The following is a 25,767-nucleotide window of genomic DNA, read 5'->3' as shown; positions in this document are numbered from 1 at the left end:
GTGACCAATCGCGACGGCTACACCAACACCGCCAACCAAGCCGACAGCAACAACAAAACCGCCAGCACGGCATTCATGCGCCGCAATGCCCGTGGCGAGCCAAAGAACCGCGCACTGCCCATGCCCAGCAGCGCCCACGCCGTCATGCACGGCAGGCAGACCATTAGAAAAACCGCCGACAACAGCAGCATCCGCGCGCTGTCGTCGCCGTTGCCGCCAAACACACTTACCACCGCCACGGCCATCATCCACACTTTGGGATTGATCAATTGCAGGCCGGCGGCGCCGAATACACTGAAGCCGTCATCGGCCGCTGTCGCCGAGTCCAGCGACGGCGGCGTGCTGCGAAAGATCTGCCACGCCAGCCAGCTCAGCCACAACACCCCGGCCCAGGCCATCGCCTGTTGCACAAGGGGATAGCGCAACAAGGTTTCCCCCACGCCGAGGCCGACCACCAACACCACCAGCGCCGCCGACACACAGGCACCGAAGATGATCGGCACGGTGGCCGTCAGACCGCGCCGCGAGCTGTGGCTCATCACCAGAATATTGGTCGGCCCCGGAGTGATCGAGGCAACGAAGGAAAACAGCAGAAAAGGCAGCAACGATTCCATGACAGGACTCCCGAATCAAAACAGGAGACCATGGTCGCGGTTGCGCGGGGTTCAGTCTGGAAGGTTTGAGCAGCGCTTGCGGTAATCCGCCGGCGTCAGGTGATAGGCACGGCGGAACCAGCGCCCGAGATGGCTTTGATCGGCGAAACCGAGGGCGCTGGCGACGGTGGCGGGTGTTTCGCCACGCGCCAGCAACTGCCGGGCGCGGGCCAGGCGCAACTGAATCAGGTAGGCGTGTGGCGCCAGCCCGAAAGCGGCCTTGAATGCACGGGTCAGACGAAAGCGATCGACCCCGCAGGCCTGAGCCACGTCGTCCAGCCCGATGTCCTCGAAGGCGTGCGCATGCAGATAGTCCCGCGCCACTTGCGCTACCCGTGGCAGGCGCGGATCGAACGGTTGGCGCTTGCGCCAGTCGAGATGCGATGTCAGCGAACCGAGCAAGGTGTCGATGGCGGTCTGGCGCACGATGCGCAAGTCGCCTTGATGCAGGGCGTTGAAGGCCTGATTTATGGCCGTGGACAAGCGCGAATCCTGACTCAGGGTATCGGTGAACCCGAGCTGGCTGTTGTCCGGCGCATGCTCGAACAGCACCCGTAATTCGCGCTCCAGCCAGTGCGGGTCGAGGTAGAGCATGGAATAGGTGAAGCCCTCCTCCGTCGGCGCGTGCCCGTCGTGGATCTCTCCCGGTTCCAGCATGAAAATCTTGCCCGGCGTACTCAGATGGCGCACGCGCCGGCAATGAAACTGCTGCACGCCCTGCTCGGTGACGCCCACCAGAAAACTGTCGTGCCAGTGCGGATCGTAGGCATGGCCCTGGAAATGGGCACGAATCGACTCGATCCCGGTGTCGGCATCCTGAGACAAGTCGATCCAGTTGCGTTTGTCCACGCAAGGCTCCGAAGGCAGTGGTTGTTCGTCAAGGACGTCTACGTTACCGCGACTTTGCCGATGGGTTTAGAACATTTGTGCACGTGAGCCAGGCAGGCCATCCAGCAAATTTAATGAACCCTGAGTGTCACGGCCCGCCTAAGCCAAAGACCATCAGGAGGTAGCTCATGCAAATTGAAACCACGTGGATCGTACTGGCCGTCGTTCTTTTGCTCATTGAATTGTGGGCGATCAACCGGGTGCGCAAGAGTGAGGGGAAAGCCAGTAACAAAGGCGTCTGGATCGTATTGATCGTGTTTGTGCCGCTGTTCGGGCTGATCGCCTGGGCGCTGGCCGGGCCCAAGCACGTCACGCAGGCCTGAAGCCCAAGGCAAGCAGGAGCCCCGAACATTCGGGGCTTTTTGTTGGCCGCTGGTTTGTATCGCAGTGTGTACGAACGCCTCCCGGATACATGCCCGCGCATCAGCCAACGAAAACGGAAACAGCGCAGATACGTGGCCAGTCTTTAATGGGCTCCAGATTCGAAGGGTTCAGCCAACGCCCTGCCCTCACCGATTACCAAGGAGACTTGCCATGAAGCCTGCACTGCACACCGCCGTCCACACTGGAAAAAACCGTCGCCGCCTGCTGGGCCTGTCGATTCTAGCCACCGCGCTGCTGCAATTCGGCGCCTTCGCCCAAGCACAAACCGCAACGCCCGATCCGGTCAAGACCGAAGCCGCCAGCGTCAAGGCCGATCTACCCTTCGGCCCGCTGAAACACGTGAAGGCTGGCCTGCTGGACGTGGCCTACGCCGAAACCGGCCCGGCCAATGGCCCGGTGGTGATTCTGCTGCACGGCTGGCCGTACGACATTCACAGCTACGACGACGTCGCGCCGCTGCTGGCGGCCAAGGGTTATCGGGTGCTGATGCCGTATGCCCGGGGTTATGGCGACACGCACTTCCTGTCCGACAAGACCGTGCGCAACGGTCAACCGGCGGCGCTGGCCAGTGACGTGATCGATTTCATGGATGCGCTGAAGATCAAACAAGCCGTGCTCGGCGGCTACGACTGGGGCGCGCGTTCGGCGGACATCGTGTCGGCGCTGTGGCCGGAGCGGGTCAAGGCGCTGGTCTCGGTCAGCGGTTACCTGATCGGCAATCAGGCCGCCGGCAAGAACCCGCTGCCGCCCAAGGCCGAACTGCAATGGTGGTATCAGTTCTACTTCGCCACCGACCGTGGTGAGGCGGGCTACACCAAGAACACCCATGACTTCGCCAAGCTGATCTGGCAACTGGCGTCACCGAAATGGGCCTTCGACGATGCCACCTTCGACCGCAGCGCCAAGGCGTTGCAGAACCCGGATCACGTCGCGATCACCGTGTTCAACTACCGCTGGCGTCTGGGCCTGGTGCAAGGTGAAAGCCAGTACGAGGCACTGGAACAGAAACTCGCCACCGCACCGTCGATCAGCGTGCCGACCATCACCCTGGAAGGCGATGCCAACGGCGCGCCGCACCCGGCGCCCGAGGACTACGCCAAACGTTTTACCGGCAAGTACCAGTTCCGCCTGATCAACGGCGGCATCGGGCACAACCTGCCGCAGGAAGATCCAAAAGCCTTCGCTCAGGCGATCATCGACGCCGATCACCTCTGAAGCGGCACGCCAAACGGCTCGTCATTTGACGAGCCGTTTTTCTTTGGATGGGCGATAACCGAAATAGGCGCTGTAGCACTTGCTGAAATGGCTCGGCGACACAAACCCGCAGGCCACCAGCACGTCCACCTGAGACAGCTCGGTGTGTTGCAGCAGACGCCGGGCCTCGGTGATGCGCAGTTCCATGTAATAACGCTGCGGCGTGGTGCCCAGTTGTTCCTTGAACAGCCGTTCCAGCTGACGCCGGGAACGCCCGGCATAGACCGCCAGTTGTTCCAGCTCCAGTGGTTCTTCGAGGTTGGCGTCCATCAGCTTCACCACCTCACGCAACGGCGCGCTGACGCAGAGGTTCTCGGTCGGTTTGATCCGCCGGTAACGCGATTCCTCGAACGCCAGAATGTCTTCGATGCCTTCGACCAGCGCCTTGTCATGCAGGCCCTTGATCCAGTCCAGGGCCATGTGGAACGCGCCGGACGGACTGGATGCGGTCAACCGGTCGCGGTCGATCACGTAGGGTTCGCTGCTGACCTGAGTCGCCTTGGAAATTTCCGCCAGCGCCGGCCGATGCTCCGGGTGAATCGCACAGCGATAGCCTTCCAGCACCCCTGCCCGACCCAGGAACCACGCGCCGTTCCACAACCCGGCCAGGATCACGCCGGCCTCGGCGGCCATTTTCAGCAGGTTGATAAACTCGTCGCTTGCCTTCAATTCCGTGCGGTAACCGCCGCAGATCACCAGCAGATCCAGCTCCTGCAACACGTTCGTTTCCAGGCGCGCGTCCGGGCGGATCACCAGCCCCAGATCGCTGATCACTTCGCCGTCGCTGAGGCCGAAAGTTCGCGTGGAAAACAGTCCGGGGCGCAGCAGATTGGCGGTGACAAGGGTGTCCAGCGCCTGGGTGAAGGCCGGCAGGGAAAAATGCTCCAGCAGCACGAACCCGGTGCGGGTCATGCGTCCCGGCCCGCTGGCGGGCTCGTTCAGGTAGCGAAGGTTCTTGCCCTTCATGCCACCGCTGAATTGGCGTCGTTCGATCAAGGTGGGGTCCATCGTTTCGTTGTTATGGCGCCATGCTAACTGGCGCCGCAGCAAATTACTCGCAAACGACGCATGTACCCATCCAGAGATCGCTCCCACGCCGTTGACCTTGATCGTTCCCACGCTCTGCGTGGGAATGCCTCCATGGACGCTCTGCGTCCGGCGTTGGGAGGGACGCGGAGCGTCCCGGGCTGCATTCCCACGCGGAGCGTGGGAACGATCAGCGCGATCAGTGCTGAAACGAGCGAGCCTGCGTCCCAACGTCGCAGGCCCGGCACCTTGGCAAACGCTGCACAAGGCTTAAAATCGCGCCTCCTCTTGCAGTCGCCCGAACGGCGCCTGCCCGCAGCCATGACAACCCTCAGGTTTGAACAGCCGGCCACTTCCACGAAGTGCGCCTGGCTCAATCGTCCTGCCCGTTCGGCGGTCGTTTGTCTTCAACACACTTCGGCTTGGCACTCGCATGCGCAGAGGCGCACGTTCCGCTGTTCGATCACTTGAGGTTTTTATGACACCGCGTTTGCTGGCCATGGCGCTGGCGCCCCTGCTCGGGCTATTCATTGTTGCCCTGGGCAACGGCTTTCTGTCTTCTTTGACCACCCTGCGCCTGGGCGCTGCCGGCGAATCGGCAACGATGATCGGCATCGTGTCCTCGGCCTATTTCATCGGCCTGACCCTGGGCGCGATCTTCAACGACCGGCTGATCCTGCGCATCGGCCACATCCGCGCCTACAGCAGCTTCGCCTCGCTGATCGCCGCGACCATCCTGCTGCAAGGACTGTTTTATGACACCTGGGGCTGGGTCGTGCTGCGCCTGATCAACGGCTGGGCCACGGTCGGCGTGTTTCTGGTGATCGAGAGCTGGCTGCTGCTGGCCGGTGACGCGAAAATTCGCGGCCGTCTGCTGGCGCTGTACATGATCGTCCTCTACGGCGCCGGCGTGCTGGGTCAGGCGTTTTTGGGGAAAATCACCGGGCTGGGCGACACCGCGCCGTTCATGGTCGCCGGCATGCTCGCGACCTTGTCGGTGCTACCGATCGTGATCCTGCCGCGTGTGTCGCCATTGCTGGAACAGGTCGAACCGCTCAAACCACGGGCCTTGCTGGGCGTATCGCCCACCGGACTGGTCGGCTGCTTCGGCTCCGGCGTGACCATCGCGGCGATCTACACCCTGCTGCCGCTGTACCTGCAACGCATCGGCCTGAACGTCGGCGAAGTCGGCAGCATGATGGCCTGGACGATCCTCGGCGCGATGCTGCTGCAATACCCGGTCGGGCGCTGGTCCGACCGCAAGGATCGCCTGCAAGTGCTGACGGTGCTGTGCGCCGCATGCACCGTGCTGTCGCTGGTGATCGTGCTGGTGCCGCTGTCCTCGGCCATGCTCGCGGCGATGCTGTTCCTGTTGGGTGGCGGCGTGTTCGCGCTGTACCCGGTTGCGGTCAGCCATGCGGCCGACCGTGCGCCGGTCGAAACGTTGGTGCCGATGATTCAGGGCATGCTGCTGATCAATTCGCTGGGCTCGGCGATGAGCCCGCTGCTGATCTCCCCGGCGATGAACGCCCATGGCGAAACCGGCCTGTTCTGGGCCTTCGCGCTGGTCAACCTGGCCATGGTGACGTTCTTCTTCTGGCGTCGCGGCAAGCGTCCGGTGCCGGCCAACCCGGCCCCGTTTGCGGCGGCAGCGACGTTCTCGCCCACCGGCGCCGAGCTGCGGGTGACCGAGGATTTGCGTCAGGCAGCACAGGACCATCCGCCGATGGTCGATGCGTTGAGCGGCGAAGCGGCGCCGCAAACAGGATCGCGCTACGAAGCCAGCTGAGTTTCTGGCGGGCATAAAAAAACCGGTGACTTTCGTCACCGGTTTTTTATTGCCTGCTAATCAGTGCGGCGCGCGCGGGATCGTCTTCATCAGATCCTCAGGGCTGATATGCCCCACCACACTGCCCGGCTGCGGCAGATTCAGGATGTGGCCCTTCATCTTGCCGATCACGTGCATCTCGCACGGTTTGCAGTCGAACTTCAGGGTCAGCACTTCATCGCCGTGAATCAGCTGCATCGGCGCGACTTTGGTTTTCACGCCGGTCACGCCTTTGGCCTGTTTCGGGCACAGGTTGAAGGAGAACCGCAGGCAGTGCTTGGTGATCATCACCGGCACTTCGCCCGCCTCTTCGTGGGCCTCGTACGCGGCGTCGATCAGCTTCACGCCGTGACGGTGGTAGAAGTCGCGAGCTTTCTGGTTGTAGACGTTGGCCAGGAACGACAGATGCGCTTCCGGGTAAACCGGCGGTGGCGTGGTCTCGGCCTTGCGCGAACCGCGCGGGTGGGCGGCAACACGGGCGGCGGTCAGCGCTTCGATCACTTCACGGCGCAACGACTTGAGCTGCGAGTTCGGGATGAAGAACGCTTGCGGCGCATCCAGTTTGATCGAGGTCGCGTGGTACTCGGTGGTGCCGAGTTGGCCGAGCAGGTCGTGCAAGGTGTCCAGCGCCTGTTCCGGTTTGTTGGCGACGCCGAACGGGCCTTCCAGCGCAACGCTGGCGCTGATGCCCTCTTCGCTGGTCACGGTCAGCTCCAGACGCTCCTCACGCAGCTTCGCCAGCCAGCTCACGCCGATACGACGCTCGGCGGAAGTCTTGAGCAATGCCTGTTGCCAGTTGTGGTCGAGGTTGCGGTTCAGCGGATGGTTCGGGCGCAGCTTGTACAGGCCTTCCGGCATTTCGTTCGGCTCGACGCGGTAGCGATAGCGCTTCTCGCCCTCTTCCTCGAACTCGCCCTTGGCTTCGGCGATGTTGGCGCGGAACCCCACCACTTCGCGCTTGACCAGCACGTTGAGGCCGTCGCCGTTCGACAGCGGCTCGTGGGTGATGACCTGCATGTCACGCTTGCCGACTTTCTCGACCGTGCCCACCGCCAGACCGGTGAAGGTCGGCGAATCGAACGCACCGATGTCGATCTTGCGCTCGCTGACGAAGTAGTCGGTGCTGCCACGGTGGAAGGTCTTTTCCGGGTCCGGCATGAAGAAATGCGCGGTGCGGCCGCTGGAGGCGCGGGCCAGGTCCGGACGGTCGTTGAGCACGTCGTCGAGACGCTGGCGGTAATAGGCGGTGATGTTCTTCACATAGCCCATGTCCTTGTAGCGACCTTCGATCTTGAACGAACGCACACCGGCCTCGACCAACGCGCGGATGTTGGCGCTCTGGTTGTTGTCCTTCATCGACAGCAGGTGTTTTTCGTAGGCGATCACGCCACCCTTTTCATCTTTCAGGGTGTACGGCAGACGGCAGGCCTGGGAGCAGTCGCCCCGGTTGGCGCTGCGCCCGGTCTGCGCGTGGGAAATGTTGCACTGACCGGAAAACGCCACGCACAACGCGCCGTGAATGAAGAACTCGATGGCGGCATCGGTTTCATCGGCGATTGCGCGGATTTCCTTGAGGTTCAGTTCACGGGCCAGTACCAGTTGCGAGAAACCGGCCTGATCGAGGAACTTGGCCCGCTCAAGGGTGCGGATGTCGGTCTGGGTGCTGGCGTGCAGCTCGATGGGTGGAATGTCCAGCTCCATCACGCCCAGGTCCTGGACGATCAGCGCATCGACGCCGGCATCGTACAACTGATGGATCAGCTTACGCGCCGGCTCCAGTTCGTTGTCGTGCAGGATGGTGTTGATGGTGGTGAAGATGCGCGCGTGATAGCGACGGGCAAATTCCACCAATTCGGCGATTTCGCTCACCTCGTTGCACGCGTTGTGGCGCGCACCGAAGCTCGGGCCGCCGATGTACACCGCGTCGGCGCCATGCAGGATGGCCTCGCGGGCGATGGCCACGTCACGGGCGGGGCTGAGCAGTTCCAGGTGATGTTTGGGCAAGGACATATGTTTTTTTAGTCAGGCTGTCACGGTCGAGGCGCGCATTGTAGCCGCGAAACGCGTGGGCGGCACGCCTGTGCTGCCGGGTGGCAGCCCTGCTCAGTGCAGAGCTGCCCTACCGAACCGCAAACTTAGGCCTTCGCGGCCATTGCAGTCACTTCCACCTTCATCCCTTCAACCGCCAGCGCCGCCACGCCAACCGCCGCACGCACCGGCCAAGGCTTGGCGAAGAAGCGCTTGTACACCTCGTTGAACGCAGCGCGATCAGCCATGTCGGTCAGATAAATGGTCAGGTGCAACACGCGGTCCATCGAACTGCCGGCCTTTTCCAACGCCACTTTCAGCGCCTGCAGCGTGCATTCGCTTTGCGCGGTGACGTCGCCCAGTTCCAGGCTGCCGTCGGCACGGGTCGGAATCTGGGTCGACATCAGGATGCCGTTGAATTCGGTCACGTCCGAAGAGATCGAGTCTGCATCCGGATCCGGGGTGTAGGTGATGTCTTGGTTGGCCATGGGAAAGTCCTTCGCTGGCAGTGAGGACGGCGCCATAGGGCGCCGTTTCGGGCGGCCAGTTTACAGACACGCTCGCCGGTTGGAAGACCAGACATCGAGTGTCAGCCTTGCGCCAGTATCCGCCGCAGCTCCAGCGCATTGCCGATTGCCGCGCCGCTGGCGGTGTTGTCGAAGATGCACCAGGTGTCGACGCCATCGACAGCCGCCACCCGCAAATCACCGGCGAGCGTTTTCAGATACGCCGAGTCATAGGGGCTGTAATAAATGCGCGGCGAACCGTGCAGGCGCCAATAACGCACGTTGGGCCAGCCGCTCGGACCCGCATCGGTGCTGATTCGCGAGGGATCGACCACCGCTTGCGCGATGCGATACGCCATCAACAGCAGTTCGGCGGCGGCCCAGGACTCGTGACGCGGTTCAAGCACCACAGCCCCGGAATAACGCTGGCGCAACTCGACCAAAAAGGCCTCAGCAAGCGCTTCGTCGAACGCCAGCGACGGCGGCAACTGCAGCAGCAGACAACCCAGGCGATCGCCCAGCCCCGAGCACTGTTCAAGAAATGCATCGAGCTCATGTTCGCAGTCCCGCAGACGCCGCTCATGGCTGATCGACTTGGGCACTTTCACGCAAAAGCGAAATCCGTCCGGCACCGACTCGGCCCAACGGGCGTAGGTTTGGCGTTGGTGCGGACGGTAGAAGGAGCTGTTGATTTCCACGCCATTGAGGTGTGCGGCATAGCGTTGCAGGTGAGTGCCCTGCTCCGGGAATGACGGCCAGTATTCGCGGGGCAGGCTCCAACCGGCGCTACCGATGAAGATCGCCGACGCACTCAAAACAGCACCTTGCCTGCTTCACGCATGAAAATTTCCACGGTTTTCGGGCCGATGCCGTCGAAGGCTTGCAAACGTTTTTCGAAGTCCTGGCGGCCGGCGCTCGCCTCGACCATGTTCATTACCCGCCCGGCATATTCTTCATTCAGTTTGGCAGCCAGCGCGAGCAGGCGCTCGGCGGTGGTTTCGTCGTAACGCACGTAATGCGCCTCGCCGAGCATCCGCACCAGTTCGCGGTGAGTGCAATGGCCGAGTTTGCGCGGCGTATCCCGCTGGTGTCGTTCAACGATCACTCGATAGGCTTCGGCGGCAATCTCGGCCTGGATTCGTTTGCCCATCAGGAAACTGGCGAGCAGCCATTTGAACAGCGCTGATTCGTTCAGCGGATGCAGGTCGATGTGCAAGTCTTGGGCGTTGATGGTTTTGGTCATGCAGCTTTTGAGCGAGGGGCGGCGTGATGAGTGCGGGGCTGGCGACGAATGGTTTTGGAGCTTAAAGCGTCAGGTTTCTCCTCGTCGGGCGATGATCGATAAACAGGTTTGAATCACGCCGTTTAAAGACATGTCGGAATGCTTCCGGATGCCTACAAATCCTTGCGCCAGAGCCTACCGCTACGCCAGAATCCGCCGGCTTGTGCGCCTTGGGGTCGGCCGGTAACTTGGATCGGGTCACTGATTTGCAGTGATCGGGTTTAGTAGCCCGTTGGTATTTGAAGAGTGCACAAGTGTCTGTCAGTCAGGTATTCCCATACCTGTATTTGATGGTGGCTGTGCGTAGGGTGCCCCCGGGCACGCCGGCTTTCTTCTTTTCCCCGGTCTACTAACCTGCGCACAGCTGCCACCACCCCTGTTTAGTAGCTCGGGTCTGGCGGCTTCAAAACAGGAAAAGAATGAACATGTTCAAAGTCACGCCAAATCCTCCGGTCACCGAACCGTCCAGCATCACCGACCCAACGTCCCCCTACGAATGCCCTGACTCCAAGAGATTCAACGAAGCCGCCAACCGCGCCCTCGACTACCACCTCGGCCCGATCTCAGCCCACATGATGGCCGCGCCCTACTCCCCCAACCGCCTCTACCAGGCCAACCCGGCCAGCAACAACGAATCCCTGCTCGCCGACGCCGTCGAAACCCTGGGCTCAGCCAACGTCATGCTCAACAACTTCGTCGACCTCCTCGAAGGCCCCCACCGCAAAACCGCGCAGGGCATCGCGCAGATCGTGATGCTGGCGGAACTGGCGGTGAATCAGGTACTGGATAACGTTGTGCCGACGGAATAAAACCCTTGGCGGCAGGTCTCTCCCTGCCGCCCCTGCATCAGTCGATCAATCCCCGCCACTGGATATCCCCCCAATCCCAATTATGCTCAATGAAACCCCGCCCTCCCGCGCGGGGCGGTGATTCTGTGCACGCTCCACGAAATACCTGAACCGGCATCCGCCACAGGCCTTGGGTACGCGACGTTGATGAAGTGCTCCGGCCTACAAAAACAAGCACGACGGAGAACACCCATGGCAGTACTCGACAGCATGTCCACAGGCAGTGCCCCGCACCACAGTGTCAGCCGGGAGGAACGCAAGGTCATTTTTGCGTCGTCGCTCGGCACGGTGTTCGAGTGGTACGACTTTTACCTCTACGGCTCCCTGGCGGCGATCATCGCCAAGCACTTCTTTGCCGGGGTGAACGAGACCACGGCGTTTATCTTCGCCCTGCTCGCCTTTGCCGCCGGTTTTGCGGTGCGCCCGTTCGGGGCAATTGTGTTTGGGCGACTGGGTGACATGATCGGGCGCAAGCACACGTTTCTGATCACGATCGTGATCATGGGTGTATCGACGGCGATTGTCGGATTCCTGCCCGGTTACGCGACCATCGGAGTCGCGGCGCCGATCATTCTGATTACCCTGCGCCTGCTGCAGGGCCTGGCGCTGGGCGGCGAATACGGCGGCGCGGCGACGTATGTGGCCGAGCATGCGCCCAAAGGCAAGCGCGGTTATTTCACTTCCTGGATTCAGACCACCGCAACCCTGGGCCTGTTTATGTCGTTGCTGGTGATCCTCGCCTGCCGTACCGCGCTGGGCACCGAAGCGTTCGAGGCCTGGGGCTGGCGGATTCCGTTTCTGCTGTCGATCCTGCTGCTGGCGGTCTCGGTGTACATCCGGCTGCAACTGAACGAGTCGCCGGTGTTCAAGAAAATGAAGGAAGAAGGCAAGTCGTCGAAAGCCCCGCTGACCGAGTCCTTCGCCCGTTGGGACAACTTGAAAATCGTGATCATGGCCCTGCTCGGCGGCACCGCCGGCCAAGCGGTGGTCTGGTACACCGGGCAGTTCTACGCGCTGTTTTTCCTGCTGCAAACCCTGAAGATCGACCCGCAGACCGCCAATCTTTTGATCGCCGGTTCGCTGCTGATCGGTACGCCGTTCTTCGTGATCTTCGGCAGCCTGTCCGACCGCATCGGGCGCAAGGGCATCATCATGGCCGGGTGCATTCTGGCGGCGGTGACCTACTTCCCGATCTTCCACGCGCTGACCCAGTACGGTAATCCCGACGTGTTTGTCGCCCAGGAGAAGAACCCGGTCAAGGTGATCGCCGACCCCGATCAGTGCGCGTTCCAGTTCGATCCGGTGGGCAAGGCCAAATTCACCAGTTCCTGCGACCTGGCGAAAACCATCCTGGCCAAACGGGCGATCCCGTACGAAAACGTGGTGGCGGAACCGGGCACCGTGGCCCAGGTACGCATCGGCGACAAGGTCATCGAAAGCTTCGAAGGCACCACCCTGCCGGCCGCCGACTTCAAGACCCGTAACGACGCGTTCACTGCCAGCCTCGGCACCGCGCTGAAAGAAGCCGGTTACCCGGAAAAAGCCGACCCGGCCAAGACCAATTACCCGATGGTCTTACTGCTGCTGACCATCCTCGTCATCTACGTGACCATGGTCTACGGCCCGATTGCGGCATGGCTGGTCGAACTGTTCCCGGCGCGCATCCGCTACACCTCGATGTCGCTGCCGTACCACATCGGCAACGGCTGGTTCGGCGGGTTCCTGCCGACCGTGGCGTTTGCGATGGTCGCGGCCACCGGGGACATCTACTACGGCTTGTGGTACCCGATCGTGATTGCGGTGATGACGGCGATTCTCGGGATCTTCTTCATGCCTGAAACCAAGGATCGGGACATCCATCACACCTGACCCCGCTTCGCTCGATGCTGTGCGTGACGTTCGCGCACAGCATCGAGCGTTGTCACATCGGCGTCATTCTCCCTTGGTAACGTCGTCGCGCCCCGATGCCCCGACCACCAAGGTGACCCTCCCGGTGTACTCAAGCCCGACGCGCCAGACCCTCATCCTGCGATCCGACAACATGGCCAGTGACGACTTCGGCGCCCTGTTCTCGCGAATGTTCGGCAACCGTTATGGCGACACACCACCGCCGCCCAAAGACATCATCATTGGCGGCGTTTACGGGCGGTACGAAGGCGTGAGTTTCCGGCGCATGCATTACCGGGGCGATTTCACCGTCGCCTTCCCCGAGCCGTTCGATGAAATCACCTTCGTCATTCCCACCGCCGGCAAGATCGTGTTCAACCATGAATCCGTGGGGCTGAGCGATGTAGGGCTGGCCATCGACAAGGCTGACCTGCGTTCGATGCGTTTTATCGACAATCATGCCCAGCACGGCATGTCGATCAGCCGTGCGGCGCTCACCGAACGGCTGTCGACCCTGCTGGGCAAACCGATCGTGCACAAGCTGCATTTCGAGCCGAGGGTGGATCTGAACAGCCCGGCGTTTCGGGGCATTCGCGCGCTGATCGATCTGGCCACCGGCACCGAGTTCGATCTGCTGCTGAACGCCGGTTCGCTGATGCCGTCACGGCTGCGGGAGATGCTGGTGGACGCGGTGCTGGAGGCGTGGCCGCACAATTTCAGCGAGGCCTTGCGCCGACCCGAGGCGTTGATTGCACCACGGCATGTGAAGCAGGCGATCGAGTACATTCAGGCGCATCCCGAGCAGATGGTCAGCGGGACGGATCTGGCGGGGTTGGTGAACGTCAGCCTGCGGGCGTTGCAGGAAGGGTTCCGGCGGTTCGTCGGCACCTCGATTGTCGCGTACCAGCGACAGGTCAGACTGGAGTGCGCTTGCGATGCGTTGAAACAAGGCCAATCGTCATCGGTGACCGACGTGGCCCTGCAATTCGGGTTCAGCAACGTCGGCCGGTTCTGCCAGTACTTTCAGGATGCCTACGGCGTGAGCCCCGCAGAAATGCGAAAAGGACTGCGCTGAGGCAATCCTTTTTCTTCACCTTCAGTTGATCAGAACTGATAACTGGCCTTGAGCGCGCCACTGAAACCATGGCTGTCGCCGCCACCGCTGGCACCGACTTCAGCGCCCAGGCTCAGAGCACCGAGATTGGCCATCAGGTTGACGCCGCCGCTGAACTGATCGCGGTTGTCGAACGCCGCACGTTGTTCGATATCCAGCCCCAGCATATGACCTTCGCTGTCGACCTGATGATCGCCCAGCACATGCTCGTAGCCGACCCGCACGCCCGGCACCAGTTGCCACGCGCCCATCGGCATCGGGGCGAACGAAACGTCGAGATTGGCCACGGCGCTGCGACGGGTTTCCTGAATGTCATCGACATTGAGGGCCAGTTCGCTGCCCTTCTCCTGGAAGCCTGACAGGTCCAGACGGCTGACCCGCACGCCGAGGCTCGGCTCCAGAATCACAATGTTCAGCGGCATCCGATAACCGAGTGCCAACGTGGCGCCGCTGAGATTACCGTTGGTGTCGCCCTTCGCCGAACCCAAGCCGCCGCCGAGGTCGCGCTTACTGTCGTAGTCGACGTAACCGGCGCTGAGGTTGGCATCGACAAACAGGCCACGTTCCAAGCTGGTGAAGTCATAACGGGCGCCAAGGTCGAGGAAAGTGAAATCGGTATCGGCCTCGCCACCTGCGCCGCCCACCGAACCTTTGCTGTAACCGATGCCGCCGCGAGCGCTGAGTTGTTCGGAAAAACGCTGGGTGACGCCAACCATCAGGCCCTGACTGTGTTCGTTGCTGCTTTGCGCATGGGCCGAGCCATCGGTGCCCAGGTAACCGGCGAGCGCGGTGTTCCACAAGCGGTATTGGCCGACTTTGAGGTCAGTGCCGCTGGCGAACGGCGCGGCGGCCTGCTCGATCATTGCGTTCTGACGCAGCAGGTAACTGGCCGCATCGGCGTGCACCTGACCGCCGACCGTGGACTCGACACCGCCCAGACTGCCGGCGTCGATGGCCGATTGCAGGTAATAGTTGTAGGCGCTGTAAGTGCCCGAGAGTTTACTGTTCTGCAACTCCTGCAACAGTTGTGCGCCAGCGGCGGCGTTGCCGATCAGCCCTGCCTGACCGGGCAGGCTGTTGTACTCGACCATTTTGCCTCGCAGCACATAGATGGTTTCCTGGGACAGACCCAGCCCCTGTTTGAGGTAGTTGTCCATGCTGCCGTATTGCGCGGTCACCTGATCCAGACCCGCTTGCAGGTAACTGGCCTCGACGCCCAGCAGCGGCGCGTAGATCGCGGCCATGCTCGGCGGCATCATCGCCAGGGTCTTGGCCACGCGGTCGGCGGTGTAGTCGTTGGTCGCCAGGTAGTTGCTCATGATCGTCGCGTTGTCGACCCCGGCGATGCTTTGCAGCACAGCGGCCGTCCAGCCGGTGCGATCCTTGCCGGCGGTGCAATGGAACAGCGCGGCGCCGTCGACGCCGGCCAGTTCGTTGAACAGCACGCCCAACTGCCCGCGCATGCCGGCGTCGCTGACAAACGCACGGTTGGTCTCTTGCATCATCGCAGTCGCTTCGGCCGCGCTTTTGAACGAGACCGTGGTGATGTTCGCCCCCGAGGTGGTGGCGCCGATGATGTCGATGTTCTGGTAGGTTGCCCCGCTGATCATCGTGTCCGGCGTGGCCGCAATTTCGCTTGGGGTGCGCAGGTCGTAAACGGCCTTGATGCCCAGACCGTTGAGGGTCGCCAGATCCGACGCCGTCGGCGTCAGCGCATTGGAGCGGTAGAACACACCGGCGCGCATCCTGCCGTCATGGGTCGTGGAGTAAGCCGTGGTAATACCGGCGACATCGCGGAAGTTGTCGATGCCTTGCAGGCGCGGGGTATCAAGGTCGGCCGCGTGGACGGCGGCGATGGACAGACTCAACACGGACAGCGAACACAGAAAACGTGGAAACACGATGCAGCCTCATTGAAAACCGGTTGGGCTGCCCACTATCTGCAAGGTAATGTGACTGAATATGACAAAACGTCGAAGACAGCCAATCCCGGCGCGATCTGTCCTTCGGCTGCGCGTTCTGTCCGTCAAACGGGCTAAATCCCTGCCGATATTTGACGTTTTTTTTGCAAGAGGCAGGGTAAAGTGCCCTCTCCGGCCATCCTGGAAGCAGTCAATGAACCTCCAAAGCCCTCAAGACGCCGATGATGAAATCCTCAATCAAGCGGCGCACTGGTGCCTGCGTCTGCAAGACGACAGCTGCACCCCTGACGAGCGTCAGGCATTTCAGCAGTGGATTCAGATCAGCCCGCGCCACGCCTTCGAATACGCGAAGATGCTTGAGGTCTGGGAATTGAGCGATCAACTGCCGGACGAGCGCGAAAAGTCGAAAAAGCGCAAGGCCTTGACCCTGCCGTGCAGCTTCGAAGAGTTTCAACGCAATCTGGCGCAGCGTAATTAGCCCTGCACCGGGATCGACGAAAACAGCAGTGCGCCCCACTCGAAGCAACGTTTTGTCCTTGAATCAAGGTTAGAATCCGCGCGGTTCGGCTAACAGTTTAAGGATGACCCCGCATGTCCACCCACGACACCTCCCTGCAAGACACCGCCGCCCCCGACGGCGTCTGCTTCGGCTGCGGCAGCAGCAACCCGCACGGCTTGCACATCAAGAGTTTCTGGCATGAGGACGGCGTGCACGTCATGGCCGAGCATGTGCCCGAGGCCAAATACTGCGGCTGGCCGGAGCTGGTCTACGGCGGCCTGATCGCCATGCTGGTGGACTGCCATTCCAACTGGACGGCGATGGCGTATCACTACCGGGCCGAGCAGCGTGAGCCCGAGACCCTGCCACGCATCAACTGCGTCACCGGCAACCTCGGCATCAAGTTCATCAAACCGACGCCAATGGGCGTGCCGCTGACATTGAAGGCAAAAGTCGAAGGTGAAGTCGGGCGCAAGACCCGGGTGATCTGCGAGGTCTACGCTGGGGATGTGCTGACGGCGGTGGGTGATTCGGTATTCGTGCGAGTGGATACCGAGCAGTTGGCAGCGGCGGCGCATGGACGGAATGAAGATCAATGAGTAACCGAGCAATAAACATTGTGGTGATTATCGCGATCAGCGTGATGGTGGTTGGCAAGCTGGAGTGGCTGACGAATTCGTATTTGCTGGCCCTGGCACAAGCGGGCGGTGATTTTGATCAGATGATTATCGACATCTGGTTTGGGGTGGCCTTTCACTCTCTGGTAGTGATCGTCGTGCCGCTGCTGCTGGCGTACTTCAAACAGACGCTTGCCAGTTATGTCGTGTTGATACTCGCGTTGTCGATCTACATTCTGCTCATCACAGGTGTCAATACTATTGCCCTGGTCATCGCCGGGCTAATGATCGCAGCAGTGGTATATGCGGTATTCACGCAATCGATCAACCTGATCCGGTACTTTCGCGCGAAGTGACCCGACTTACCGTTTACCTGGAGCCCCGGCCATGCCCGATCGCAAAATCATCATCCCCGACTCCATGAAAACCATCGTCGAACGCGCCGGTTACGCGCCGGCGGTTGTGGTCGGCGACACGCTTTACTGCGCCGGCCAGGTGGGCCGGACGGCTGACTTGAAGGTCATCGAAGACCCCGAGCAACAGTTCATTCGTGCCTGGGAAAACCTCGACGAAGTGCTGAAGGCCGGTGGCTGCACCTTCGACGATGTGGTGGAGATGACCACCTATCACGTCGACATGAGCCAACACATGCCGGTGTTTCGCGAAGTGAAAAACCGCGTGTTCCCCAAGGGCTTCTGCGCCTGGACTTGCATCGGCGTCAGCGAACTGGCCCATCCGGGGCTGCTGGTGGAAATCAAATGCGTGGCCGTGCGCAGGCGCGCTATACCTGAGTAACGCCATTGCCCCACATCGAGGTGTTAAACCATGAACTTGACCCTCTATTACCACCCATTGTCGTCCTACTGCCACAAGGCGCTGATCGCCCTCTACGAACACAGCGTCGCGTTCGAAAAACGCTTGATCGACCTGTCCAGCGAAGCCGAACGGGCCGAGCTTCAAGCATTGTGGCCGCTGGTCAAATTCCCGGTGCTGCGCGATCACGCGCGCCAGCGCACGGTGCCGGAATCGAGCGTGATCATCGAGTACCTGGATCATCAACCGGGGCAGTCGCAACGACTGATTCCCGAAGACTGGGAGACCGCACTGGACGTGCGTCTATGGGACCGGTTTTTCGACCATTACGTGATGACGCCGATGCAGCAGATCGTCGCCGACCGCATCCAGTCCGCCAATGGCGACCTGAGCAGTCAGCGAGCGCTGCTGGCCACGGCGTACGGCATGCTCGAACAGCAACTGGCCGACCGCGAATGGATCGCCAGCGCGGATTTCAGCCTGGCCGATTGCTCCGCCGCACCGGCCCTGTTCTATGCCAGCACGCTGGTGCCGTTCGCCGCCGAACAACCGCGGCTGAGCGCCTATTTCGAACGGCTGGTGCAGCGCCCGTCGTTCAGTCGGGTCATCGAAGAAGCTAAACCGTGGTTCGACTTCTATCCCTTTGCCGAGGCCCTGCCCCAACGTTTCCGCTGAGGCTCGGCCTCACGCCGGCTGGTGACTGGTCACGCAGTGAATCCCGCCACCACCGGCCGCGATGGCGTCGATGTTGATCTGCACCACGTCGCGGTTCGGGTAGAGCTTTTTCAGCAGGTCGAAGGCCTTCTTGTCGGCGTCCTTGTCGCCGAACTCCGGAGCGATCACCGCGCCGTTGATCACGAAATAGTTGATGTAACCGGCCGCGAAATCGTCGTTGTCCTTGTTGAATTTGGTGTTGCGCGGCTTCAGCGGTGGCGAAACGGTGTGGATCTGCAACGGACGACCGTCGGCGTCGGTGGCTTTCTTCAGGATTTCCAGGTGCGCCAGGGTGACCTTGTTGTCGTAGGAGCGCGGGTCGGTGTCGAGGTTGGCGATGACCACGCCGGGCGTGACAAAGCGCGCGTAGAAATCGACGTGTGCATCGGTGATGTCCTTGCCCTTGATGCCCGGCAGCCAGATGATCTTGCGCAAACCGAGGCGTGCTTTCAGTTCCGCCTCGACGTCAGCCTTGCTCCAGCCGGGGTTGCGGTTTTCGTTGACCCAGCAGCTTTCGGTCATGATCGCGGTGCCGTGGCCGTCGACTTCGATGCCGCCGCCCTCGCCCACCAGTTCACTGCGCTGGTAGGTCGCCTGCGCATCGGCCGCCACGCGCTTGGCGATCTTCGCGTCTTTAGAGTGCTGCTGCTTGTTGCCCCAGCCGCTGAAGTTGAAGTCCACGGCGCCGAGTCCGTTTTTGTCGTCGATGACGAAGTTGGCGCTGATGTCACGCATCCAGATGTCGTCGAGGTTGGCGATCTGGTAGGTGATGTTGGAGGTGCCGCAGATCTCTTCGGCCAGGCTGCGTTCGCCGCTGCGGCAATAGATGGTCAGCGGTTCGTAACGGGCGATGGCGCGGGCGATCCGGCCCAGCGCTTCCTGAACGTCTTCGGTGAAGTCTTCCCAGATCGCATCCTGCGCGCCGAAGGCCATGTAGGCGCGTTCGTGTTTGTCGCCCTCGTCGGGCATGAACCAGCGACCTTCGCCGGCCGCCAGTACCCGCGCCGGTGACAGACCGAGGCCCATGACGGCAGCGCCTACGCCGGCGGCGACTGAAACCTGTTTGATGAACTCGCGACGAGTCGGCATGTGTACGTTCCTGATGGGTAAGGGGCCGCCGGGGCGGCCCGGAAAAATCACTTGGCAGTGGCAGTCTTGAACTTGGTCCAGGTGCGCATGCGGGCGCGCATGTCGGCCTGGGGGATATCCTTGCCCGGTATCAGACGAGCATAGGTCGCTTCGTCGAGGTAGATGTCCGGGTTGTTGCGCATCGCCTCATCCACGTTCGGCCGGGCCTTGGCGTTGGAGGTCGGGTAACCGGTGAAATTGCTGATCGCGGCCATGTTCTCCGGGCGCATCACGAAGTTGATGAATTCGTAGGCGTATTCCGGATGTTTGGCATCGACCGGAATGGCCATGGTGTCCATCCACACCGTGGTGCCCTCACGCGGCACGCGGTACTGGAAGCGGGTCTGCTTGCCGGCGCTGTCCGAGGTGCGCTGAGCCTGGGTCATGTCGCCGCTGTAGCCGAGGGACAGACACAGGTTGCCGTTGACCAGATCGGTCACCGGTTGCGACTGGAACTTGCGTATGTACGGCCGCAGCTTCATCAGCAAGTCACTGGCCGCCGCCAGATCCGCAGGCTTGGCGCTGCGCGGGTCGCGGCCCAGATAGTTGAGCACCACAGCCAGTACTTCATCCGGCGAGTCGATCATCGAAATCCCGCAATCGGCGAATTTGGCCGCCAGTTCCGGTTTGAACAGCATGTCGAGGCTGTTGACCGGGGCGTCGGCCATGCGCTGTTTGATCTGCTCGGCGTTATAGGTCAGGCCGATGGTGCCCCAGGTGTACGGCACGGTGGCCTTGTTCGAATGCTCGTAATGGCTGCGCAGTTTTTGCAGGCCCGATTCGATATCGTTCATCGCGGTGATCTTCGAAGGATCCAGCGGCAACAGGCTGCCGGCGCGCATCAGCCGTTCGGCCACGGTGTCGCCGGGGAAGATCAGGTCGTAGCCGCTGCCACCGGACAGCATCTTGGCTTCCAGGGTTTCGCTGCCGTCCATCACGTCGTAGATCACCTTGATTCCGGTCTCGGCAGTGAATTTGCTCAACGTGTCTTCAGCGAAATAATCCGCCCAGTTGTACAGCCGCAAGGTCTTGTCTTCGGCGTGCACCGTCGACATCAAACCGGCCAGCGCAAGGCCCAGTGCACCCAGCAACCATTTGTGTGAAGTAGGCATATCAGACTCCTTGGGGATTCCAACGGGCGTTAAGGTGACGGCCGTCCTGGCTCAACAAGGCGCCGTACATTTCCGGACGACGGTCGCGGTAGATGCCCCAGCTCAGGCGATCTTCACGCATGGCTGCCAGATCCAGGCTTTGCACCAAAACACCGGTGCTGGCGCGGTCGGCTTCGGCGAGCATTTTTCCCTTGTGGTTGCAGATGAACGACGAGCCGTAGAAATTCATTTGCAGCGTCGCATCGGTCCCGGCCACTTCGCGGCCAACCCGGTTGGAAGCGATCACCGGCAGCAGGTTGGCAGCCGCGTGGCCACGCATGGTCATCTGCCAGTGGTCCCGCGAGTCCAGATCCGCGCAGCCCGGTTCCGAGCCGATGGCCGTCGGAAACAACAACACTTCGGCGCCCATCAACGCCATGCAGCGGGCAGTTTCCGGGAACCACTGATCCCAGCAGATGCCCACGCCGAGGCGGCCGAACGCGGTGTCCCAGACTTTGAAACCGGTGTCGCCGGGGCTGAAATACTCCTTCTCCTGATAGCCGATGGCGTTGGGGATATGGGTCTTGCGGTACACGCCCAACAGGCGCCCGTCGGCATCCGCCACGCTTAGGGAGTTGAAGTAGGCGTTGCCGGCCTTCTCGTACCAGCTCAGCGGCAACACCACGCCCAGTTCGCGGGCGAGCGCGGCGAAACGCGACAGCACCTGACTGTCGCGGTACTCCTCGGCCAGCGCCATGTGCTGATGGCTCTGCTCGATGCAGAAATACGGCGTGGCGAACAGTTCCTGCAACAGGATCACTTGCGCACCCTGCGCGGCCGCTTCACGCACCAACTGCTCGGCGCGGTCGAGGTTGCTTTTCAGGTCCCAGGTGCACGGCATCTGGGTGGTGGCGACTTTGAGCAACGTCATCGATCAACCCTCCACCGGCCAGGCTGGCTGTTGCTGGGTGATGCAGTGCACACCGCCGCCGCCATGGGCCAGATGATTGATCTGCACCGGCACTACTTCGCGGCCCGGGAACGCCTTGGCCAGGGTTTCTGCCGCGACATGGTCGGCCTCGATGCCGTACGCCGGCATGATGATCGCGCCGTTGGCGATGTAGAAGTTGGTGTAAGAGGCGCAGAACACTTCGGCTTCGGTGTCCACCGCATCGGTGGCTTCGTACAGCTCGATCAGCTCGAATTTGCGGCCCCGGGCGTCGGTGGCCAGCTCCAGTGCGCGGCGGTTTTCCCGCACGACTTCGGCGTACACCGAGCTGCGATCGTGCGTCGCGTCCACCAGCAACACGCTGGGGCGAGCGAAGGCGCAGACGCCATCGACGTGGCCGTCGGTCATGTCGCCGGTGACGTAATCCGGATCGCCCGGCAGCCAGATGGTCTTCTTCACGCCGAGCAGACGGCTGAAGATCTCTTCCATCTCGGCCTTGCTCACGTCGGGGTTGCGGTTGGGGTTGAGCAGCACCGATTCGGTGGTGATCAACGTGCCCTCGCCGTCCACATGGATCGCGCCACCCTCGTTGCTCAGCGCCGTGCCGAAGCACTCGCCGCCCAAGTGATTGAGCACGCGGCGGGCCAGGCTTTCGTCCAGATCATGGGCCGACTTGCCGCCCCACGCGTTGAAGCGCCAGCTCACCCCGGCCAGACCTTGTTCCGGGTGAACCACGAAGCTCGGGCCGGAGTCGCGGCACCAGCTGTCGTTGACGGCCAGTGGAATCAGTTCGATGTTCGGCCCGCACAAGGCTTTGGCGCGGGCGATGGCCGACGGATCGACGACCATTTTCACCGGTTCGAACCGGGCGATGGCATTGGCGACGCGGGCGAAATCTTCCTGCACCAACGGCAAAGTGACGCCCCAGCCCGACTCCCACAGGGCCTGATTGTGTGGCCAGACCATCCAGGTCGCCGCGTGCTTCACCCACTCTGCCGGCATCATCCAACCGCTGTTGTTGTTTTTGTTCTGCTGCATGGTAAAAAGCCCTTTGAGTTAAGCCATTGTGTTCAATGAAAACAGCCTTGGCGGCGTTGACGTGCATGCTAATGGCGGCCTGAAGGGCAAACAAACGATGGATTTAGCGGAAAACTGATTAGAGGAACTTATCGATCATGCTGAAACACTGGCCACCCCTCAGCTCGTTGCGCGGCTTCGAAGCCGCCGCAAGGCTGGGCAGCTTTCACAAGGCCGCCGAGGAACTGAGCCTCACGCAATCGGCCATCAGCCAGCAGATCCGCAGCCTTGAGGCGTATCTGGAGCAACCGCTGTTTTTCCGCAGCGGGCGCAGCGTCAGCCTGACCGACGCCGGCCACGATCTGCTCAGCACCACCCAGGCCATGCTGCAGCAACTGTCGGTGGGCATCCGGCGACTGGGGCAATACCAGAAACCCAATCAACTGGTGCTCAACACCACGCCGGCGTTTGCCCGGCACTGGTTGCTGCCGCGACTGGGGGATTTCCGCCGTCAGCATCCGAATGTGGACCTGTGGATTTTCAGCACCGATGAAGTGCCGGACATGGCGACCCAGACCATCGATCTGGCGGTGCGCGACGACATCAGTTCGCAGGCTGAATGCAGCTTCAAGGTGCTGCATGCCGACCGCCTCTACCCCGCGTGTCATCCGAGCTTGTTAAGCGTGCCGAGCGCCCAGCGGACGACGCTGCACGGCGAGCGGGAAATGGACTGGAGCCATTGGGCGGTGGAATCGGGGATCGATGTCGGCCAGCAGGATCAGGGCCTGAATTTCTCTGATCCGGGCCTGTTGTTGGACGCGGCGTGTTCAGGTCTGGGGATTGCGCTGGTCAGTCAGTTGCTCAGCCGTCAGGCGCAGCAAAACGGGCTGTTGCAGCCACTGGTGGAGCAAACCATTCGCGGCCCGAACTGGGCGATGCTGACGCACCGCGACAGCGAGAACGACCCGATGGCGCGATGCTTCAGTCAATGGCTTTCAACTCAACTGGCAGAACCCGAGCCGCCGGCTCAGACGGCCGTCAAATGACCTGCGCCTGGCCGGCCTTCCAGTCGCCCGAACAGTACGTAATGCTGATAACCGCTGGTGAACGCCCCGGCGGAAATCGCATTTCTGACGTCCTGGTTCAGCTCCAGATATTGCGCTTCGTCAAAGTGTTCGGCACTGACTTCACCACTGCGCCCGAGCCTGTCACTCTCGATCGGCAAGCCCATGATCGTGCGTCGCTGGAAGTCGATTATCCGGTTGACAGCGTGGCTCTGCAGCGGTCCCTGATTGGAGTGCCCCGAGTAGATGTGCAATCCGTTGTTCGCACAGCGATTGCACATGTCGACGCAGTTCGGCTGGGTGGACTTGAGCCTGGTCAGTTGTGCCAGCGGCATATCAAGGTACTTGCCCACCTGATATTCGGTCTGATTGAAAATGGAACAACACAGGATGGTGTTGCCATTGCAGTCGAGCACCAGCCAGTCATCCTTGAGCCCGCATGCCTGCTTCGGATAATGGCGAACCAGATTGACCAGGTCGTCGAAGGGTGGCAACGCGAGTCGCTGCAGGGTCTCGCGATCAGTGTCGGTCACCGACGGGTCGCGCTCGATCAGCGCCAGCGTCTTCTCCAGCGGCATCATCACTGAATACCCGGTCGAGAACTCGAAGCCCAGACGCTGGCTGAATTCGCGCATCAGCCCTTCTTCTTCCATGTTGTCGAGGTAGCGGTGGTAGTAGACCTCGATCCGCGTGTTCAAGCCATGTTGCTGCTTGAGCTCATGCAGTTTGATCATATTGGCCTTGACGACTTCAATGTCGCCGCCTACGTGCCCCTGCTCGTACGTCTGCTGATAAAACCCGGACAGCGAGATACGGAAGAACCATGGATTGGCGAGCATCGCTGTCTCCATGTTTTTCGCCAGATTCAAATTGGAACTGATACCGCTCTGCAAACCGGCGGCATTGATGATCTCGACAAACTCGCCGATGCGCGGGTGGATCAACGGCTCGGTCCAGTTATACAGAAAAATCGACTCGACCCCTTCGCTTCGGGCCTTCTCGACGATCTTCCTGAACATGTCAACTTGCATGGCTTTCTTGAAGTTGACGTTTTCCGAGTTGCCCATCGGACACGAGGGGCAGCTCAAATTGCACGCGCCGACAATATCGATGTACATATTCATTGCGAGTGAAGCTCCTTGATTGAATAGCGGTGCATCCAGACTTGCCGACTTTATTGATCGCCGATATTCGCTATTTTTTTGACAGTCCGGGAGCGCGGTCAGCAAGTTCCGCGCCATTGGCACGGGTGGCCATCAATTCCACGATCCAGTCGATAAATACCCGTAGTTTTTGGCTGATATGCCTGTTCGGCGGGTACGCAACGTACAGCGGCATCGGGTCAAGCGCCCAGCCCTCGAACAGTGCAACCAACTCACCTCGGGCCTCATGCTCCGCCGACATGTAACTCGGCAGCCAGAGCACACCCAGACCGGCAAGGCCTGCCGCCAGATAGGCGTTGCCATCATCGACCGCCAGAACATGCCGGCCCTTGATCAGCAGGTTTTCCGTGGCATTGCGCAAGGCGTAAGGCACCGGTCTGCCGGTGCGCGCCCAAAGAAAACCGACCACCCGGTGATGGCTGTTTTCCAGCTCACGGGGATGCATCGGGGTGCCGGCGCGGGCCAGATAACTCGGCGCGGCGTACACGCCAAGCTGAAGATCCGCCACCTTCCGGGCCATCAGTGACTGATCGCGCAGCTCCCCGCCACGGATAACGCAATCGACGTTTTCATCGATGATGTCGACGATCCGGTCACTGACGCCCATGTCGATCTGGATCTCCGGGTAACGCGCGTAAAAATCGGGCAGCGCCGGCACCAGAATCAGATTGGCCAAGGGGCTGGGCACATCGACCCGCAAGCGTCCCTTGGGCTGCGCCGCCGCACCGGGAAGACTGGTCTCGGCGTCGTCCATGTCCGCCAGCAACTTGATCACCCGCTCGTAATAGGCCGCGCCGTCCGCCGTGGCATTGACCTTGCGCGTGGTGCGGTTGAGCAACTTGACCCGCAGCCGCGCCTCCAGTTGCTGGACGAGCTGGGTCACGGTGGTCTTGCTCATGTGCAAGGTTTCGGCGGCCTTGGTGAAACTGCCCGCCTCCACCACCCGGGCGAAGGCTTGCATCGCGTCAAAACGGTCCATATCCCACCTCTGATAGCGGCTCGATTGTTTGGGATTTGCAAACAGTGATCGCCAAGGTTGCGCGTTTATCGCGCCGAGGCAAGTCCCTAGAGTTGCTCCATCACCGGTTTTCA

At 61.4% G+C, this 25,767-nt stretch carries 26 protein-coding genes; 12 read left to right on the top strand and 14 right to left on the bottom strand.

Annotation, left to right across the window (positions count from 1 at the left end; all coding sequences use genetic code 11):
* Positions 1–17 precede the first annotated feature (17 nt).
* Together ABFB52_RS13385 and ABFB52_RS13380 are read right to left on the bottom strand one after the other, a co-directional pair.
* Complete coding sequence (locus ABFB52_RS13385; RefSeq protein ID WP_129972609.1) at positions 18–614, bottom strand: LysE family translocator; 597 nt, start codon at positions 612–614, stop codon at positions 18–20.
* Positions 615–665: 51 nt separating this feature from the next.
* Positions 666–1,502: an AraC family transcriptional regulator gene (locus ABFB52_RS13380; protein ID WP_102718801.1), complete on the bottom strand. Its 837-nt coding sequence runs from the start codon at positions 1,500–1,502 to the stop codon at positions 666–668.
* Positions 1,503–1,669: 167 nt separating this feature from the next.
* Here ABFB52_RS13380 and ABFB52_RS13375 point away from each other — a divergent pair, with 167 nt between their 5' ends.
* Both ABFB52_RS13375 and ABFB52_RS13370 read left to right on the top strand, forming a co-directional pair.
* A complete protein-coding gene (locus ABFB52_RS13375) occupies positions 1,670–1,864 on the top strand; it encodes a PLDc N-terminal domain-containing protein (RefSeq protein WP_041475233.1) in 195 nt (64 codons plus the stop codon).
* 211 nt (positions 1,865–2,075) lie between these two features.
* Complete coding sequence (locus ABFB52_RS13370) at positions 2,076–3,140, top strand: alpha/beta hydrolase (RefSeq protein WP_129972610.1); 1,065 nt, start codon at positions 2,076–2,078, stop codon at positions 3,138–3,140.
* Positions 3,141–3,161: 21 nt separating this feature from the next.
* Here the strand turns inward: ABFB52_RS13370 and ABFB52_RS13365 are convergent, their stop codons facing one another.
* A complete protein-coding gene (locus ABFB52_RS13365; protein WP_129972611.1) occupies positions 3,162–4,187 on the bottom strand; it encodes a GlxA family transcriptional regulator in 1,026 nt (341 codons plus the stop codon).
* A 496-nt stretch (positions 4,188–4,683) separates the two neighbouring features.
* Between ABFB52_RS13365 and ABFB52_RS13360 the strand changes: the two genes are divergently transcribed.
* Positions 4,684–5,994 (top strand): MFS transporter, encoded by a 1,311-nt coding sequence (locus tag ABFB52_RS13360; RefSeq protein ID WP_129972612.1) that lies wholly within the window; start codon positions 4,684–4,686, stop codon positions 5,992–5,994.
* Between the two features lie 60 nt (positions 5,995–6,054).
* Here ABFB52_RS13360 and ABFB52_RS13355 read toward each other — a convergent pair whose 3' ends face one another.
* The 4 genes from ABFB52_RS13355 to ABFB52_RS13340 form a co-directional block, all read right to left on the bottom strand.
* Complete coding sequence (locus ABFB52_RS13355; protein WP_007955412.1) at positions 6,055–8,043, bottom strand: U32 family peptidase; 1,989 nt, start codon at positions 8,041–8,043, stop codon at positions 6,055–6,057.
* A 125-nt stretch (positions 8,044–8,168) separates the two neighbouring features.
* Entirely contained in the window at positions 8,169–8,549 is a 381-nt protein-coding gene (locus ABFB52_RS13350) for a RidA family protein (RefSeq protein ID WP_065261325.1), read from the bottom strand.
* A 101-nt stretch (positions 8,550–8,650) separates the two neighbouring features.
* On the bottom strand, positions 8,651–9,382 hold the full coding sequence (locus ABFB52_RS13345) for a DUF72 domain-containing protein (protein WP_129972613.1): 732 nt from the start codon (positions 9,380–9,382) through the stop codon (positions 8,651–8,653).
* Entirely contained in the window at positions 9,379–9,810 is a 432-nt protein-coding gene (locus ABFB52_RS13340; protein ID WP_129972614.1) for a DNA methylase, read from the bottom strand. The genes ABFB52_RS13345 and ABFB52_RS13340 overlap by 4 nt, the downstream gene beginning before the upstream one ends.
* Positions 9,811–10,274: 464 nt before the next feature.
* Here ABFB52_RS13340 and ABFB52_RS13335 point away from each other — a divergent pair, with 464 nt between their 5' ends.
* The 3 genes from ABFB52_RS13335 (at position 10,275) to ABFB52_RS13325 (ending at position 13,659) form a co-directional block, all read left to right on the top strand.
* Positions 10,275–10,658, top strand: coding sequence for a DUF6124 family protein (locus ABFB52_RS13335; protein ID WP_102718808.1), 384 nt, complete (start codon positions 10,275–10,277; stop codon positions 10,656–10,658).
* Positions 10,659–10,889: 231 nt separating this feature from the next.
* Positions 10,890–12,566: an MFS transporter gene (locus tag ABFB52_RS13330; protein WP_129972615.1), complete on the top strand. Its 1,677-nt coding sequence runs from the start codon at positions 10,890–10,892 to the stop codon at positions 12,564–12,566.
* Between the two features lie 124 nt (positions 12,567–12,690).
* Positions 12,691–13,659, top strand: coding sequence for an AraC family transcriptional regulator (locus ABFB52_RS13325; RefSeq protein ID WP_129972616.1), 969 nt, complete (start codon positions 12,691–12,693; stop codon positions 13,657–13,659).
* A gap of 29 nt (positions 13,660–13,688) precedes the next feature.
* Here the strand turns inward: ABFB52_RS13325 and ABFB52_RS13320 are convergent, their stop codons facing one another.
* The gene (locus ABFB52_RS13320) at positions 13,689–15,599 is read right to left on the bottom strand and encodes a tyrosine-protein phosphatase (protein ID WP_129972617.1); all 1,911 of its coding nucleotides are present in this window, start codon (positions 15,597–15,599) and stop codon (positions 13,689–13,691) included.
* 214 nt (positions 15,600–15,813) lie between these two features.
* Here ABFB52_RS13320 and ABFB52_RS13315 point away from each other — a divergent pair, with 214 nt between their 5' ends.
* From ABFB52_RS13315 to ABFB52_RS13295, 5 genes are all read left to right on the top strand, one after another.
* Entirely contained in the window at positions 15,814–16,098 is a 285-nt protein-coding gene (locus ABFB52_RS13315; RefSeq protein ID WP_085747460.1) for a DUF4880 domain-containing protein, read from the top strand.
* 113 nt (positions 16,099–16,211) lie between these two features.
* Positions 16,212–16,718, top strand: a complete 507-nt coding sequence (locus ABFB52_RS13310) for a PaaI family thioesterase (protein ID WP_129972618.1) — start codon at positions 16,212–16,214, stop codon at positions 16,716–16,718.
* Complete coding sequence (locus ABFB52_RS13305) at positions 16,715–17,092, top strand: hypothetical protein (RefSeq protein ID WP_127797871.1); 378 nt, start codon at positions 16,715–16,717, stop codon at positions 17,090–17,092. Before ABFB52_RS13310 ends, ABFB52_RS13305 begins: the two co-directional genes overlap by 4 nt.
* A gap of 31 nt (positions 17,093–17,123) precedes the next feature.
* Positions 17,124–17,531, top strand: coding sequence for a RidA family protein (locus ABFB52_RS13300; RefSeq protein ID WP_129972619.1), 408 nt, complete (start codon positions 17,124–17,126; stop codon positions 17,529–17,531).
* Positions 17,532–17,561: 30 nt separating this feature from the next.
* Entirely contained in the window at positions 17,562–18,224 is a 663-nt protein-coding gene (locus tag ABFB52_RS13295) for a glutathione S-transferase family protein (protein WP_102717432.1), read from the top strand.
* Positions 18,225–18,233: 9 nt separating this feature from the next.
* On the opposite strand, the gene ABFB52_RS13290 is transcribed toward ABFB52_RS13295, so the two are convergent.
* Genes ABFB52_RS13290 through ABFB52_RS13275 form a run of 4 tightly spaced genes read right to left on the bottom strand, consistent with a single transcriptional unit; the run spans position 18,234 to position 22,469 of the window.
* The gene (locus tag ABFB52_RS13290; protein ID WP_129972620.1) at positions 18,234–19,352 is read right to left on the bottom strand and encodes an agmatine deiminase family protein; all 1,119 of its coding nucleotides are present in this window, start codon (positions 19,350–19,352) and stop codon (positions 18,234–18,236) included.
* A 47-nt stretch (positions 19,353–19,399) separates the two neighbouring features.
* Positions 19,400–20,503, bottom strand: coding sequence for an extracellular solute-binding protein (locus ABFB52_RS13285; RefSeq protein ID WP_102686725.1), 1,104 nt, complete (start codon positions 20,501–20,503; stop codon positions 19,400–19,402).
* A 1-nt stretch (position 20,504) separates the two neighbouring features.
* Positions 20,505–21,413 carry an N-carbamoylputrescine amidase gene (gene aguB / locus ABFB52_RS13280; protein WP_129972621.1) on the bottom strand — a complete coding sequence of 303 codons (909 nt, stop codon included), beginning with the start codon at positions 21,411–21,413 and terminating at the stop codon, positions 20,505–20,507.
* A gap of 3 nt (positions 21,414–21,416) precedes the next feature.
* Positions 21,417–22,469 carry an agmatine deiminase family protein gene (locus ABFB52_RS13275; RefSeq protein ID WP_129972622.1) on the bottom strand — a complete coding sequence of 351 codons (1,053 nt, stop codon included), beginning with the start codon at positions 22,467–22,469 and terminating at the stop codon, positions 21,417–21,419.
* Between the two features lie 137 nt (positions 22,470–22,606).
* Here ABFB52_RS13275 and ABFB52_RS13270 point away from each other — a divergent pair, with 137 nt between their 5' ends.
* The gene (locus ABFB52_RS13270) at positions 22,607–23,494 is read left to right on the top strand and encodes a LysR substrate-binding domain-containing protein (RefSeq protein WP_085747468.1); all 888 of its coding nucleotides are present in this window, start codon (positions 22,607–22,609) and stop codon (positions 23,492–23,494) included.
* On the opposite strand, the gene ABFB52_RS13265 is transcribed toward ABFB52_RS13270, so the two are convergent.
* Positions 23,476–24,636: a radical SAM protein gene (locus tag ABFB52_RS13265; protein ID WP_085747469.1), complete on the bottom strand. Its 1,161-nt coding sequence runs from the start codon at positions 24,634–24,636 to the stop codon at positions 23,476–23,478. The genes ABFB52_RS13270 and ABFB52_RS13265 overlap by 19 nt on opposite strands.
* 70 nt (positions 24,637–24,706) lie before the next feature.
* Complete coding sequence (locus tag ABFB52_RS13260; RefSeq protein WP_129972623.1) at positions 24,707–25,654, bottom strand: LysR family transcriptional regulator; 948 nt, start codon at positions 25,652–25,654, stop codon at positions 24,707–24,709.
* Positions 25,655–25,767: the final 113 nt, after the last annotated feature.

The sequence above is a fragment of the Pseudomonas sp. 9.2(2024) genome, assembly GCF_039695385.1.
In the GTDB taxonomy this organism is placed as follows: Bacteria; Pseudomonadota; Gammaproteobacteria; order Pseudomonadales; family Pseudomonadaceae; genus Aquipseudomonas; species Aquipseudomonas paraglycinae.
This window is presented reverse-complemented; position numbering and strand designations above follow the sequence as displayed.

Excerpts from the sequence above, each read along its gene's own strand:
- ABFB52_RS13385 (WP_129972609.1), bottom strand. The coding sequence starts at position 614 with ATGGAATCGTTGCTGCCTTTTCTGCTGTTTTCCTTCGTTGCCTCGATC.
- ABFB52_RS13375 (WP_041475233.1), top strand. The coding sequence starts at position 1,670 with ATGCAAATTGAAACCACGTGGATCGTACTGGCCGTCGTTCTTTTGCTC.
- ABFB52_RS13370 (WP_129972610.1), top strand. The coding sequence starts at position 2,076 with ATGAAGCCTGCACTGCACACCGCCGTCCACACTGGAAAAAACCGTCGC.
- ABFB52_RS13365 (WP_129972611.1), bottom strand. The coding sequence starts at position 4,187 with ATGGACCCCACCTTGATCGAACGACGCCAATTCAGCGGTGGCATGAAG.
- ABFB52_RS13360 (WP_129972612.1), top strand. The coding sequence starts at position 4,684 with ATGACACCGCGTTTGCTGGCCATGGCGCTGGCGCCCCTGCTCGGGCTA.
- ABFB52_RS13355 (WP_007955412.1), bottom strand. The coding sequence starts at position 8,043 with ATGTCCTTGCCCAAACATCACCTGGAACTGCTCAGCCCCGCCCGTGAC.
- ABFB52_RS13350 (WP_065261325.1), bottom strand. The coding sequence starts at position 8,549 with ATGGCCAACCAAGACATCACCTACACCCCGGATCCGGATGCAGACTCG.
- ABFB52_RS13340 (WP_129972614.1), bottom strand. The coding sequence starts at position 9,810 with ATGACCAAAACCATCAACGCCCAAGACTTGCACATCGACCTGCATCCG.
- ABFB52_RS13335 (WP_102718808.1), top strand. The coding sequence starts at position 10,275 with ATGTTCAAAGTCACGCCAAATCCTCCGGTCACCGAACCGTCCAGCATC.
- ABFB52_RS13330 (WP_129972615.1), top strand. The coding sequence starts at position 10,890 with ATGGCAGTACTCGACAGCATGTCCACAGGCAGTGCCCCGCACCACAGT.
- ABFB52_RS13315 (WP_085747460.1), top strand. The coding sequence starts at position 15,814 with ATGAACCTCCAAAGCCCTCAAGACGCCGATGATGAAATCCTCAATCAA.
- ABFB52_RS13310 (WP_129972618.1), top strand. The coding sequence starts at position 16,212 with ATGTCCACCCACGACACCTCCCTGCAAGACACCGCCGCCCCCGACGGC.
- ABFB52_RS13305 (WP_127797871.1), top strand. The coding sequence starts at position 16,715 with ATGAGTAACCGAGCAATAAACATTGTGGTGATTATCGCGATCAGCGTG.
- ABFB52_RS13300 (WP_129972619.1), top strand. The coding sequence starts at position 17,124 with ATGCCCGATCGCAAAATCATCATCCCCGACTCCATGAAAACCATCGTC.
- ABFB52_RS13295 (WP_102717432.1), top strand. The coding sequence starts at position 17,562 with ATGAACTTGACCCTCTATTACCACCCATTGTCGTCCTACTGCCACAAG.
- ABFB52_RS13290 (WP_129972620.1), bottom strand. The coding sequence starts at position 19,352 with ATGCCGACTCGTCGCGAGTTCATCAAACAGGTTTCAGTCGCCGCCGGC.
- ABFB52_RS13285 (WP_102686725.1), bottom strand. The coding sequence starts at position 20,503 with ATGCCTACTTCACACAAATGGTTGCTGGGTGCACTGGGCCTTGCGCTG.
- aguB (WP_129972621.1), bottom strand. The coding sequence starts at position 21,413 with ATGACGTTGCTCAAAGTCGCCACCACCCAGATGCCGTGCACCTGGGAC.
- ABFB52_RS13275 (WP_129972622.1), bottom strand. The coding sequence starts at position 22,469 with ATGCAGCAGAACAAAAACAACAACAGCGGTTGGATGATGCCGGCAGAG.
- ABFB52_RS13270 (WP_085747468.1), top strand. The coding sequence starts at position 22,607 with ATGCTGAAACACTGGCCACCCCTCAGCTCGTTGCGCGGCTTCGAAGCC.
- ABFB52_RS13265 (WP_085747469.1), bottom strand. The coding sequence starts at position 24,636 with ATGAATATGTACATCGATATTGTCGGCGCGTGCAATTTGAGCTGCCCC.
- ABFB52_RS13260 (WP_129972623.1), bottom strand. The coding sequence starts at position 25,654 with ATGGACCGTTTTGACGCGATGCAAGCCTTCGCCCGGGTGGTGGAGGCG.